This is a genomic window from Salinivibrio sp. PR919, assembly GCF_001995355.1.
GTDB lineage: Bacteria > Pseudomonadota > Gammaproteobacteria > Enterobacterales > Vibrionaceae > Salinivibrio > Salinivibrio proteolyticus.
Genome location: NZ_MUFL01000021.1, coordinates 17495 through 30803, shown reverse-complemented (window position 1 = coordinate 30803; position 13309 = coordinate 17495). Strand labels below are relative to the sequence as shown.

12 protein-coding genes are annotated in these 13309 nt (G+C 51.3%); 11 read left to right on the top strand and 1 reads right to left on the bottom strand.

Features of this window, described 5'->3' with window-relative positions:
* Window position 1: 1 nt before the first annotated feature.
* Together BZG83_RS06030 and dam are read left to right on the top strand one after the other, a co-directional pair.
* A complete protein-coding gene (locus BZG83_RS06030) occupies window positions 2-1567 on the top strand; it encodes an AAA family ATPase (RefSeq protein ID WP_077479758.1) in 1566 nt (521 codons plus the stop codon).
* 72 nt (window positions 1568-1639) lie between these two features.
* The gene (dam, locus tag BZG83_RS06025) at window positions 1640-2461 is read left to right on the top strand and encodes an adenine-specific DNA-methyltransferase (RefSeq protein WP_069589882.1); all 822 of its coding nucleotides are present in this window, start codon (window positions 1640-1642) and stop codon (window positions 2459-2461) included.
* Between the two features lie 13 nt (window positions 2462-2474).
* Here dam and BZG83_RS06020 read toward each other — a convergent pair whose 3' ends face one another.
* Window positions 2475-2663 carry a DUF2970 domain-containing protein gene (locus BZG83_RS06020; protein WP_069589884.1) on the bottom strand — a complete coding sequence of 63 codons (189 nt, stop codon included), beginning with the start codon at window positions 2661-2663 and terminating at the stop codon, window positions 2475-2477.
* Between the two features lie 148 nt (window positions 2664-2811).
* Here BZG83_RS06020 and rpe point away from each other — a divergent pair, with 148 nt between their 5' ends.
* The 9 genes from rpe (at window position 2812) to BZG83_RS05975 (ending at window position 13306) form a co-directional block, all read left to right on the top strand.
* Entirely contained in the window at window positions 2812-3486 is a 675-nt protein-coding gene (rpe, locus tag BZG83_RS06015) for a ribulose-phosphate 3-epimerase (protein ID WP_069589885.1), read from the top strand.
* A 5-nt stretch (window positions 3487-3491) separates the two neighbouring features.
* Complete coding sequence (locus tag BZG83_RS06010) at window positions 3492-4172, top strand: phosphoglycolate phosphatase (protein WP_077455120.1); 681 nt, start codon at window positions 3492-3494, stop codon at window positions 4170-4172.
* Between the two features lie 60 nt (window positions 4173-4232).
* Window positions 4233-5246, top strand: a complete 1014-nt coding sequence (gene trpS / locus BZG83_RS06005; RefSeq protein ID WP_101494755.1) for a tryptophan--tRNA ligase — start codon at window positions 4233-4235, stop codon at window positions 5244-5246.
* Window positions 5247-5445: 199 nt separating this feature from the next.
* Window positions 5446-7785 carry an ExeM/NucH family extracellular endonuclease gene (locus tag BZG83_RS06000; RefSeq protein WP_077479757.1) on the top strand — a complete coding sequence of 780 codons (2340 nt, stop codon included), beginning with the start codon at window positions 5446-5448 and terminating at the stop codon, window positions 7783-7785.
* 97 nt (window positions 7786-7882) lie between these two features.
* Window positions 7883-8458: an anthranilate synthase component II gene (locus tag BZG83_RS05995; protein ID WP_077479756.1), complete on the top strand. Its 576-nt coding sequence runs from the start codon at window positions 7883-7885 to the stop codon at window positions 8456-8458.
* A 292-nt stretch (window positions 8459-8750) separates the two neighbouring features.
* The gene (locus tag BZG83_RS05990; protein WP_077479755.1) at window positions 8751-9968 is read left to right on the top strand and encodes an aspartate aminotransferase family protein; all 1218 of its coding nucleotides are present in this window, start codon (window positions 8751-8753) and stop codon (window positions 9966-9968) included.
* Window positions 9969-9997: 29 nt separating this feature from the next.
* Complete coding sequence (gene astA / locus BZG83_RS05985) at window positions 9998-11020, top strand: arginine N-succinyltransferase (protein WP_077479754.1); 1023 nt, start codon at window positions 9998-10000, stop codon at window positions 11018-11020.
* 2 nt (window positions 11021-11022) lie between these two features.
* Complete coding sequence (gene astD / locus BZG83_RS05980; RefSeq protein WP_077479753.1) at window positions 11023-12501, top strand: succinylglutamate-semialdehyde dehydrogenase; 1479 nt, start codon at window positions 11023-11025, stop codon at window positions 12499-12501.
* Between the two features lie 10 nt (window positions 12502-12511).
* Complete coding sequence (locus BZG83_RS05975; protein ID WP_069590940.1) at window positions 12512-13306, top strand: DUF1338 domain-containing protein; 795 nt, start codon at window positions 12512-12514, stop codon at window positions 13304-13306.
* Window positions 13307-13309: the final 3 nt, after the last annotated feature.

Genomic DNA, 13309 nt, shown 5'->3' with positions numbered 1-13309 from the left:
CATGACAAACACCTTTGATACTTTGGCCTTGGAGCTGGAAAGCCAAACCCAGCTCTTATCACGCCTGCAGTTTCTTACCCGCTTTAGCTCTAACCTTATCCAGGTCACCGGTCCGACTGGCGCGGGTAAAACCTGGCTCAGTGAGCGCTATATGGAGCAATGGGCCGACGCGTCGGTCCACTCCTTACTGGTGTGTCACACGGCACAAAATGATGCACAACGCCGTGCTATTTTGCTTCGTCAAATTGTCAAAGATGGCGTCTTTAATGAGGCCGATCCGCTAGTCGACAGTCTGACGATGATGCTAGGCGACAGTGGATGTGATGCGTTAATTGTCATTGATGATGCCCACCGTCTTAGCCCGAATTTATTGTCTGAACTTTGGGCACTGGTTTTACAGGCACAAAACCAAGATCATTGGCGCATCAATGTGGTGCTTTTTGCGTTGCCCGGAAAGTTGAACAAGTGGCTTCGTCAGGTGTCATATGGCCAAGGCCAAAAGCCGTTAGAGTTAGAAGTCTCGCCCTTAAATGAGGGAGAGGAAGAAATGTTTATCGATGTGTTGGCGGTGACCCGACGCATTGATGCGACCAAGAAAAAACAATGGCTGGCCAAGCTGGCCAATCAAACCCTCTATCCGGGCATGATCATGGGCAAGGACAATCAGGAGACAGGCACAGTGAGTGACGAGAAGAAAAAGCCCTCGCGTAATAAACCCTTTACCATGCTGGTATTGGCCGTGGTGCTCATGGTCGTGGGTGCTGGTGTGATTTGGTGGTACTTCCCGAGCCCAAGTGATGATCAGTCCTCGGGCATGGTATTGCCAGAAGGGTTAAAGAATCTTGATGACTTACTCCGCGAACAGCAGGGCGAGCCAGAGAGCGCCGTGACTGCTGGCCAAGGCACCGAGAAAGGCATGGACCAAAACCCAGCCAGTACTTCAAACCGCACTAGCCAGTCAGGCTCGGTGACTGAGGACACAGTCTCATTGCCAGAAGAGGTTAATGGCGAAGGCTTGACGGTTGGCCGCGGAGATGAAGGCAAACGCGTTGTCGTGCCTGATGACGTGGTCGATGCCATGATTGAAGAGCAGGATGCAGGTGGTGATGGTACTGAGGCCGTTGACGAACCCTTGATCCCTGAGCTGGCACAAACACCGCCTACTCCGGCGGCACCAGACAGCCGCCCAGAGCCTGCCGCTCCAAGCCAAACAGCGCAACCGGAAGCTGCATCTCAGCCAGCGTCCGCGAACCAGACCTTGCCATTAGATGCCCAAGCTCTGCTGGCGGTGCCTGCGCAGCGCTATGCGTTACAGCTGGCCGCCTTACAATCGCGCCAAGATGCAGTTGATTTGATTGCGAACTATCAACTGGAGGGGCGTGCTCAGGTTTATCAAACTCGCCGAAATGGCGGCACTTGGTACATGGTATTACTGGGCGATTATGAGAGTGTCACCGCGGCGCGTCGCGCAGAACTCACGCTGGCCGATAATGTCCGTGCGCTGCAGCCATTCGTGAAATCATTTAGCCAAATTCACCGTGAAATCAATCGTGCAAATGGGCAGTAAAATCCGCTGATTGATGAAACAAAATAAGGTACAATCCGCCCCCTTTCATATCGCGGAGAATGACAAGGGGCAATGAAAAAGCATCGCGCGTTTCTAAAGTGGGCTGGCGGTAAGTATTCGCTGGTCGATGACATTCGCCGTCATCTTCCCGAAGGGGACACGCTGATCGAGCCTTTTGTCGGCGCAGGGTCGGTGTTTTTAAACACCGACTATGACCGCTATATCTTGGCTGATATTAATCCCGACTTGATTAATCTCTATAACATTATCAAACAAACCCCAGCACGGTTTGTCGATGATGCACGCGCCTTTTTCTGTCAAGACTACAATCAAAAAGCGCAATATTTGCAAGTGCGGGAAGACTTTAATGCCACGCAAGATCCGTATCTTCGCTCGCTCTATTTCTTGTACATGAATCGTCACGGCTTCAATGGCCTGTGCCGTTACAACAAAAAAGGCGGATTTAATGTTCCCTTTGGGTCTTACAAGAAACCGTACTTTCCTGAAAAAGAGCTGTTCTTTTTTGCCGAAAAAGCACAACGGGCAGAGTTTGTGTGTGAAGGGTATGCGGAAAGTTTTGCTCGCGCTAAGCTGGGCGACGTGGTGTATTGCGATCCTCCTTATGCGCCTTTAACCGCAACGGCGAATTTTACCACCTATGCCACCAACGGCTTTACGCTGGATGATCAAGCGTTATTGGCCGAGCATGCAGAGCAGGCAGCGATGGCGGGTGGGATCCCGGTTCTTATTTCAAACCACGACACCCCTTATACCCGCCGTTTATATCGTGGTGCGACCTTCAACGTGGTACGAGTCAAACGCACCATTAGCCGCAATGGGAATGGGCGTAATAAAGTGGATGAGCTGTTGGCACTGTTTGCACCCCAACCCTAACTGAAAAGCGGCATTAGGTAATCATGCCGACAATGGCAAGCAAAGTTGCGACAAATACACCAATCATCACCACGCCTATCACGATGTATGCAGCGGGTGAGTCTTGAGCAAAATCGCGTTGGCGGTTTTGCTCCGACTGCACACCAAAAAGCGCGGCAATCACACTTTTGATGACGTCCCAAACGCCTAATTTTGTTGTCATGATGCCTCCTTTTTTGTCGCTCTTATCCAACCCTAGTTGGGGGTATGTATTTTGTCAGCTGTTCAGGTAGAAAAGCGGGATCGAATAAGACAGCGCGAGCGAGATCGGGTAGAATTGCGGCGACTTTTTGGCAAGTGAGGCGACAACTATGACGGATTTTTTGATCGCGCCATCGATTTTATCAGCAGATTTTGCGCGCTTGGGCGAGGATGTAGAAAAGGTACTCGCCGCGGGTGCAGATGTGATCCACTTTGATGTAATGGATAACCATTACGTGCCTAATCTCACCTTTGGCGCGCCGATTTGTCAGGCGCTGCGCGATTACGGCATTACCGCCCCGATTGACGTGCACCTCATGGTTAAGCCGGTGGACCGCATTATTCCCGACTTCGCCAAAGCTGGCGCCGATATGATAACCTTCCACGCTGAAGCCAGTGACCATATCGATCGCACCTTACAATTGATTAAAGATCACGGCATGAAAGCCGGGCTGGTATTTAATCCCGCCACACCACTGCATTATCTTGATTACGTGATGGACAAACTCGACATGATTTTGTTGATGTCCGTGAATCCCGGTTTYGGTGGCCAATCGTTTATTCCAAGCACCTTGGATAAACTGCGTGACGTGCGCGCACGTATTGATGCCAGCGGTCGAGACATCCGACTGGAAATTGATGGCGGTGTGAAAGCTGACAATATCGCCGAGATTGCCCAAGCAGGGGCAGATATGTTTGTTGCCGGTTCTGCGATTTTTGGGCAACCCGACTATAAAGCGGCCATTGATGAGATGCGCACCGCGCTTGCAACTGTAAATAGGTAAGTAGTATGAGCCTTCGTTATATTGCCTTCGACCTCGATGGTACCTTGGTCGACAGCGTACCGGACTTAACTCAAGCGTTACAGATGATGCTGGCCGACTTGGACATGCCCACCGTGACGGTGGAACAAGTTACAGGTTGGATTGGTAACGGTGCCGATATTATGATCCGTCGTGCGCTGTCGCGTCGTCATGATTTTGCCACTGACTTGGATGCCGATTTGGTCGCTCGTGCCCGTGAGCGTTTTAACTTCCACTACGACAATAACGGCCATGAAAAAACCGTGCTGTATCCGGGCGTGAAAGACACCTTGGTCGCGCTGCATCAGCAAGGTTATCAACTGGGTGTGGTGACAAACAAACCCGTGGCATTTGTGCCCGCCATCCTAGAAGACTTAGGATTAGCAGCCTTGTTTACCGATGTGTTGGGAGGCGATAGCTTACCGACCAACAAGCCAAACCCAGAAGGGTTGCACCATTTGCGAGACAAGCATGGCTTAACCAATGCACAAATGTTGATGGTCGGTGATTCAAAAAATGACATTTTGGCAGCCCAGAATGCAGGCATCGCTTCTGTCGGGTTAACCTATGGCTACAACTACGGTGAACCGATTAGCGATAGCCGTCCTGACTATGTGCTGGATTCATTCAGTGAGCTACAAGCCGTGGTCGCCAGCCACCAAGCATAACGATTATATAGCAACATAACTACCGCCCGGTTGGGCAACGCGTAAAGGAACCTAATCATCATGAGTCAATCTTCAAAACCCATTGTACTGAGTGGTGTGCAGCCCTCGGGTGAACTAAGTATCGGTAACTATCTAGGCGCGCTGCGTCAGTGGGAACAGATGCAAGATGATTATGACTGCCAATACTGTGTGGTGGATTTGCATGCGATTACCGTTCATCAAGATGCGGATGCGTTACGCGAAGCAACCTTGGATGCGCTGGCGTTGTGCTTGGCGGTGGGCGTGAGCCCCGAGAAAAGTAACTTGTTTGTACAATCGCACGTGCCAGAGCATGCGCAATTGGGCTGGGTATTGAACTGTTACACCCAAATGGGTGAGCTGAACCGCATGACTCAGTTTAAAGATAAATCGCAGCGTCATGCTGAGAATATCAACGCCGGTCTATTTGGATATCCAGTGCTGATGGCGGCAGATATTTTGCTGTATCAAACCAATCAAGTGCCTGTAGGTAATGATCAGAAGCAGCACCTAGAACTTGCCCGTGACATTGCCACGCGCTTTAACAACCGTTACGGCGATGTCTTTACCATGCCTGAGCCTTACATTCCTGATGTGAATGCTCGGGTGATGAGCTTGCAAGATCCGACCAAGAAAATGTCGAAGTCGGATGATAACCGTAATAACGTGATTGGTTTGCTCGAAGATCCCAAAGCCATTGCCAAGAAAATCAAACGTGCGGTTACCGACTCGGAAGAACCTCCGCGTGTCCATTTTGATATCGAGCAAAAGCCGGGTGTCTCTAACTTGCTTGGTTTGCTGTCCGGGGCGACCGGTGAGTCAATTGCCGCACTAGAAAAAGCCTACGAAGGCAAAATGTATGGCCATCTGAAAAAAGATACGGCTGAAGCGGTGGTGGCGATGCTCGAGCCTCTCCAAGCGCGTTATCATGAGTACCGCGCTGACCGTGCACTGCTCGACAGTGTGATGCAAAAAGGTGCTGAGCATGCATCGGCACGCGCACAGCAAACCTTGCGTAAAGTGTATGACGCCGTGGGTTTTGTTCCACGCGTGTAGCACACGAATATGACGGTATAAAAAAGCAGCGGCCGATTCCGCTGCTTTTTTGATCAGACCGGAACCCAACTCTCACTTCTTATAAGTCCATCAATAGTAACTGTTTCTGATGCGAGCCAAATCACGCCATTCTGTGTATCCATCGTTAATAATGCGCGCGAAATTCGAGTAATCACTCAAACTACGTGAAGGAACAGGTATGAAAAAGCCACTGATGTGGTCGCCGCTAGCATTGATGATGGCGGGACTCGCCATGCCCGCGGCCGCCAAAGCCCCCCTCGAGCAAACCTACCAGTGCGGTATGACGCCCACCACGCCCATTTATGCGATCCAAGGTGACGGTGAGCGCAGCCCATTGGTCCCGGCGGGCAAATACAGCTCCGATAAAACCTATGCGGTACAAGGTGTGGTCACTGCGGTGACCCAAGGCCTTTATAAAGGGGTTTGGATTCAAGATCCTCAAGGGGATGGCAATCGCGCCACGTCCGATGGCTTGTTTGTGTACTTGCGGGACGCTGATGCTCTCAATTTGCAGCCCGGTGACACCTTATGTGCCAGTGGTAAGGTCAAAGAGTATTATGGTCATACGCAATTGGGTGTGACCGATAATCAAGTGGCTAAGGGCCCGTATTATGGCCCGTTGGCCCCGACTGCCATTCGTGTGGATCACGGTGAGTCGTTAAAGGATGCACTTGAGCGTTACGAAGGCATGTATGTGACCATGGACGCGGACAGTGAGCTGGTGATCACCCGTAATTTTGGCTTTGACTACGACGCGTTTCGCAACAATATGGTGTTAACGCACCGCACTCCTTTATTTAAACCCACGCAACTTTATCCAGCGTTAACCGACGAAGCGAAAGCGCTTGCGGCGAACAATGCGGCGAATCAGCTTTATATCGAAAGTGATCAAAAAGCCAAAGATGGACAAATTCCCTATTTCCCTGGACTCGACGCTGAGCAAGGCTATCTACGTATTGGCGATCGTATTGAGCATTTGTCTGGCGTGATGGGCTTTAGCTACGATCAGTACCGTTTAGTGGCGACCAACACCATTACCGCCGGTGACATTGTACACCTTCACGATCGTCAAGATGCACCCGCGACGGTACCGAATACCGACATTAAAGTCGCCAGCTTTAACGTACTCAACTATTTCACCAGTGCCAGCGCCATTGGTGGCCCTTTAAATGTCACCTGTAAAGATCGCGACCATGCGGACGCCAAGCGTGGTTGCAACCGAGGCGCTAAAACCGCCGCTGAGTTTGAGCTCCAACGTACCAAGATTGTCAATGCCCTCCGCGCGATGGATGCTGATATCGTTGGCTTGATGGAACTTGAAAATAATGGGTTTGAAGCTGGAAGCGCCATTGCCGATTTGGTGACCCACCTCAACGCAGAGTTTGCGGATCCTGCAGACCATTATCAGTTTGTTGAACCTAGCGATGCGGTGAAAAATCAGGGCGCGTTTTTTGGCTCTGATGCGATCATGGTCGGCATGATTTACCGCCCTGCAAAAGTCTCGTTAGCCGGTGACGCACAAGCGGTTGCTATGCCCGAGCAGCATATAAGTGGTGAAAACCCTGAGGGCGAAACGCGCGAGCTTAATAAGTATCAACGCGACAGCCTGCTGCAAGCGTTTAGCATTAATGGCGAGCCGTTACATATTGTGGTTAACCACTTTAAGTCGAAAGGATCAGGCTGTTATGAAGATTGGATCGCGGGTGAATTCGAGACGGATACCGCAGATTTACAAGGACATTGTAATGCTTTCCGTGTCTCCGCGGCAGTGACATTACGCGATCGTCTGCAGCAGCTGGATGGAGACGTATTGATCCTTGGCGATCTCAATGCGTACGCGAAAGAAGATCCGGTCCGTGTATTAACCGACTACCAACGTCAGCCGAATCAGCGCGATATCATGACAGCCGCAGGCACGGAAATTCGCGGTGTACCTATGCATCCGACCGCACAAGCGGTAGAGAAAGGCCTGGGCTATATCAATCTCGCCACGGCGCGATTGGGTGATAAAGCCTATTCCTACTCGTACTCGGGTGAATTGGGGAGTCTCGACCACGCCATCGCCAGCGCTAGCTTGGCGGAAAAAGTCGTCGGTGTGGAAGACTGGCACATCAACTCGGTCGAAAGCACCTTGTTTGAATACGGTCGTCGTTACACTGGGGATTTGGTGAAATCGACCAATCCGTTCTCTTCGTCAGATCATGACCCTGTGATTGTGTCTTTGGCGTATCCGGATCCGGTTGTGCCTGTATCGGTTACCATTAATAACCGCAGTATTTTGCCGATTATTCCGATGCTGAATGGACAAAAAAGTCCTGATCACGCTTGGATGAAATGGCGCTCACAACGCACCTTTGATACGCAAAGCCCATTGGTAAAAGGGCTGAAACTTGATAAAGATGATCGTATCGAGGTCACTGTGAAAGCGCTGGGTTTGATCCCCGTCTATTGTGGCAGTGCGCCGGCGAGTCAGCCCATGTCGGTCCGTTACACCGGCTTCCGTTGCCAACTACGTTAATTTAATCACTGCGGGCAGTGGCAACACCGCCCGCGGATGACGCTTGTCAGGCACTGTGTTAGCATCATTCCGGTTTTCAATCGGATGGCGCAGCACAGTGCTTCTTATCATCGATAATTACGACTCCTTTACCTACAACCTCTATCAGTACTTTTGCCAATTGGGCGTGGACGTGTGTGTTAAACGCAATGACGAGTTGGCTATCGCAGACATTGAGGCGATGGAGCCCTCCCATTTAGTGATCTCTCCTGGTCCTTGTACGCCGAATGAGGCGGGGATTTCTCTCGAGGTCATTCGCCATTTTGCCGGACAGATACCGATTTTAGGCGTGTGTCTTGGCCATCAGTCCATTGCACAGGTCTTTGGTGCGTCGGTGATCCGCGCCAATGCGGTGATGCACGGTAAGACGTCGTTGGTCGAACATGATCATCAAGGGGTATTTAACCGCTTACCCAGTCCGTTTATCGTCACACGGTATCACTCGTTGGTGGTTGACCCGCAAACCCTGCCTGATTGTTTGACCGTGACAGCGACCACCACTGAGCCCGATGGTCGCCAAATCATTATGGGATTGAAGCACCGAACCCTGCCAATTGAGGGGGTACAATTCCATCCGGAGAGCATTTTGACTGAACACGGCCATGACTTACTGGCGAATTTCTTACAGCAATAGTTACAAAAAATAGCGATCTTTATCACTATTTTCACATTTCGTTTTTTCTGACGTGATTATCAGTGGCTGCAACCTTATGCAGCCATCACCGTCATCCCGCACCACTCATGCCTTACAGGCATCTCAGCCTTGCTGATTAGGCGCTTCTTTCGCCTCACACTTTGTGCATAACTATATCTCTAATTTGCATGGTATTTGTTATTCTGCTGAAAAGAAAAAATAATCTGCTATTGCCGCGGTTAAAAGAATGTAAATACTATGCGTCATGGAAAAAACACAGAAGGATTGAGTGATGACGATGGACAAAAAAGTAGAACGTAAACTCTTTGATGAAGTGATGGTACCTTGCTACAACCCGATGCCCATGATCCCAGATCACGGCAAAGGCTCCCGCATTTGGGACCAAGAAGGGCAAGAGTACGTCGACTTTGCGGGTGGGATTGCGGTGAGCTGTTTGGGCCATTGTCATCCCGTCATGGTGGATGCGTTGACTGAGCAAGCTCAAAAGCTTTGGCACTTAAGCAACGTCATGACGAATGCACCTGCATTGCGTCTTGCAAAGCGCCTCACTGAGTTGTCATTTGCGGATCGTGTTTTCTACGCAAACTCTGGCGCCGAAGCGAACGAAGCAGCGCTAAAGTTGGCGCGCCGCTGGGCAAAAGAAGAACACGGCGAGCACAAAAGCGAAATCATTGCGTTTAGCAAAGGTTTCCATGGTCGCACCTTCTTCACGGTCACCGTGGGCGGTCAACCTGCTTATTCTGACGGTTTTGGTCCTAAGCCGGGTGATATTACCCACCTGCCATACAATGACTTAGCAGCGCTGGCTGATCATATCTCCGATCGCACTTGTGCGGTGATGATGGAGCCACTGCAAGGTGAAGGCGGCATTATTCCTCCAGAGCCGGGTTTCTTGGAAGGTGTACGTGAGCTGTGTGACAAACACAATGCCTTGCTGATCTTCGATGAAGTGCAAACCGGTAATGGCCGTACGGGCACCTTCTATGCGTATCAACAATCGGGCGTCGCTCCCGATATCTTAGCCACCGCTAAGTCACTGGGTGGGGGGATCCCGATTGGTGCCATGTTGACCACCGAAGCCCTAGCGGCACACATGAAACCGGGGACGCATGGCTCAACCTATGGCGGTAACCCCTTGGCATGTGCGGTCGCAGAAGCGGTGGTGGACGAAGTGACCAAACCCGAGGTTCTTGACGGTGTTATTGAGCGCGAACAGTGGTTCCGCGATGGTCTAGAAGCGATCAACGATAAATACGGCATCTTCAGTGAAGTGCGCGGTAAAGGTTTGTTGCTTGGCGCGGCACTCAACAAGGAGTGGGAAGGGCGTGCGCGAGACATCTTAGTGGCGGCCGGTGAGGAAGGCTTGCTGGTGCTGGTCGCGGGCCCGAATGTGGTGCGTTTCACCCCATCATTGGTGATTACCAAAGCGGATATTGAAGAAGGTATGGCGCGCCTTGATCGTGCTATTGCGAAGGTCGTTGCTGCATAAGGCGGCCTTTACACTCGGAGGGATTTGAGATGTTAGTTATTCGGCCTATCCGTGCGTCAGATTTTGATGCACTGATGTTGTGTGCGGAAGAGTCCGGTCATGGATTTACCTCATTGCCGGTTGATGCCGATTTGCTACAAGGACGTATCAACAATTCGCTAGAAAGCTTTGCCAAGCACGTCACTAGCCCTGGCATGGAAGGCTACCTGATGGTGGCCGAAGATACCGAAACAGGTGAGGTTGCGGGCACCACGGGGATCGAGGCGGCAATCGGCCTCGATAGCCCCTTTTATAGTTATCACTTAACTAAAGTGGTGCACTCATCGCGCAAGCTCAATGTCCATAACATTGTTGAAGTGCTGACGTTTGGTAACAACTACACCGGAGCGACGGAAATTTGCACCCTGTTTTTGCGTCCTGAGTTTCGAGGTGGCCTCAACGGTAAACTGCTTTCCAAGTGTCGCTTCTTGATGCTCGCTGAGTTTCCTGAGCGCTTTGCGGATGTGATTTTTGCCGAAATGCGTGGCGTGTCTGATGATGATGGCAATTCGCCGTTCTGGCAGTGGCTTAAGGACAACTTCTTTTCGATTGACTTTACTTTGGCCGATTACCTAACCGGTATCGGTGCGAAAGGGTTTATTGCCGACTTAATGCCTAAGTTGCCGATTTACGTCAGTCTGTTGAGTGAAGAAGCGCGTGCTGTGATTGGACAAGTGCACCCGAAAACACGGCCAGCACTGCGTCTGTTGGAGAAAGAAGGCTTTTCATGCCGAGGATATGTGGACATCTTTGATGCCGGTCCAACGGTCGAGTGTTTGCGCCACAATATCGAATCGGTCCGCCATTCATTTAATGCGACGGCTAGCGTGCGTGAGCATAGCAGTGCTCAGCACTACTTAATTTCGAATACCGATTTTGCGGGCTTCCGCGCGACTGCGGCGAAAGCGGCACTTGATCCGGAAACCAATCACGTTGTGATTGCGCCAGAGGTTGCCGAAGCGCTGCAAGTTAAAGACGGCGATCGACTCCGTTTGATCGCGATGGAGGAGTAAGGATGACACATCAAACCGCAGGCCATTTGATCAATGGTGAATGGACGCCGGGTGAAGGCGACGTCATGACTTCGCTAAACCCTTTTGATAGCCGTTGTATTTGGCAAGGCAATGAAGCCACGAAACCGCAGGTTGAACAAGCGGTAAGCGCGGCACGACAAGCCTTTCTTACTTGGCGGAATACCGATTTTGCCGAGCGCCAAGCCTTGGTAGAACGCTTCGCTGAAATTGTGAAAGCCAATACCGACGATCTGGCGCGTACCATCGCTGAAGAAACCGGTAAGCCATTTTGGGAAACCAAAACCGAAGTGGGCGCCATGGTGGGTAAAATTGCCATTTCGCTGCGCGCTTACCATGAACGTACAGGATCGCGGGAAAAAGACGTCAATGGTACGCAAGCTGTACTGCGGCATCGTCCCCTTGGTGTGATGGCAGTGTTTGGGCCGTATAATTTCCCCGGTCACTTGCCTAATGGCCATATTGTCCCGGCACTATTGGCCGGAAACAGTGTGGTTTTCAAGCCATCCGAACTGACGCCTAAAGTGGCTGAACAAACCCTTGGCTACTGGTTAGAAGCCGGTCTACCTGCTGGGCTGATTAACTTGGTGCAAGGGGGTCGTGATACCGGCGAAGCGCTAGCACAAGCGCGAGGTATTGATGGCCTTCTATTTACCGGGAGTGCCAACACCGGACACATCCTCCATCGCCAGTTTGCCGGCCAACCGGACAAAATGCTGGCATTGGAAATGGGGGGCAATAACCCACTGGTTATCAGTGATAAACATAGTGGTGTGGATGCCACGGTTTATACCATTATTCAATCGGCTTACCTCAGTGCCGGTCAGCGTTGTACGTGTGCACGTCGTTTGCTTCTTCCTAAAGGGGAGGTGGGTGACAAGATCTTGGCGCGCTTGGCAGCGTGGACTAAAACGATCCGTGTGGGCGGCCAATTCGATGATCCGGCGCCCTTTATGGGCGCACAGATCTCTGTGGCGGCAGCCGAAGGGATCTTAGCCACTCAGCAAAAACTGATCGATCTCGGTGGCAAGCCAGTCGTCGCTTGTGAACATCGCCATGATGCCGTGATCTCGCCGGGGATCATTGATGTTAGCGGGATCGCCGAGTTACCCGATGAAGAATACTTCGGTCCTTTATTGCAGGTGCAGCGTTACACCGATATGGCCGATGCATTGACGAAAGCGAATGATACCCGCTACGGCTTATCGGCAGGCCTTATCAGTGACGACGATGGTGAATGGCAATACTTCCTTGACCATATTCGCGCCGGTATTGTAAACCGTAACCGTCAATTGACCGGTGCCAGTGGGGATGCACCATTTGGTGGTCCGGGCGCGTCGGGTAACCTGCGTCCAAGTGCTTATTATGCCGCCGATTATTGTGCCTACCCTATGGCATCGATGGAAGGCGAGCAGGTCACCTTGCCCGAGAGCTTTGCGCCGGGGATCACGCCTCTTGATTAAGGAGAACAACATGGATAGTTGCCAAGCGTTATTTGACAGACTGTGGCAAGACTACACCCAGCGTCTTTGCCCTTCTGCGCAGAAAGTGCATGGGTTGCTCGAAGAAGGCCAACCCCTGATCAATGATCACATTGCACTGCGCACCTTTGCACTGCCTAATGTAGGGCTGGACAAGCTTGCCCGTCCTTTTATTGCGTTGGGCTATGAACCGAAAGGTGAGTACACCTTTGAAGCGAAGAAGCTCAACGCACGTCACTACGAGCATCCCGACCCTTTGATGCCGAAAGTGTTTATTAGTGAATTGATGGTGGGCCAATGCTCGACAACATTGCAATCCATCGTGCGCGACTTAGTGGCGAATGTAGACGATGATGCGCTGAAAGGGAGCGATTTTCTTCATCAAGGACGTTTGTGGGAGTTGGATTGGCAAACCTACAAGACGTTAGCGGATGAAAGTGAATATGCAGCTTGGGTGGCAGCGCATGGCTATGGGGCGAACCACTTTACCGTCAGCGTGAATCAGCTGAACAACCATGATAGCTGTCAAGCGGTTAACGATACCTTGCGCCAAAATGGTTTTACCATTAACGAATCTGGCGGGGAGGTCAAAGGGGATGCATCAGTCTTTTTGGAGCAATCCTCGACGATGGCTGATCGCGTGCCGGTGCAATTTAGCGATGCACGCCATGATATTCCGGGGGGGTTCTACGAGTTTGCGAAACGGTATCCGCTTCCGGACGGTGAACTTTATCAAGGTTTTGTCGCCGCCTCGGCTGATAAAATCTTTGAAAGTACGCATCAATAGTGG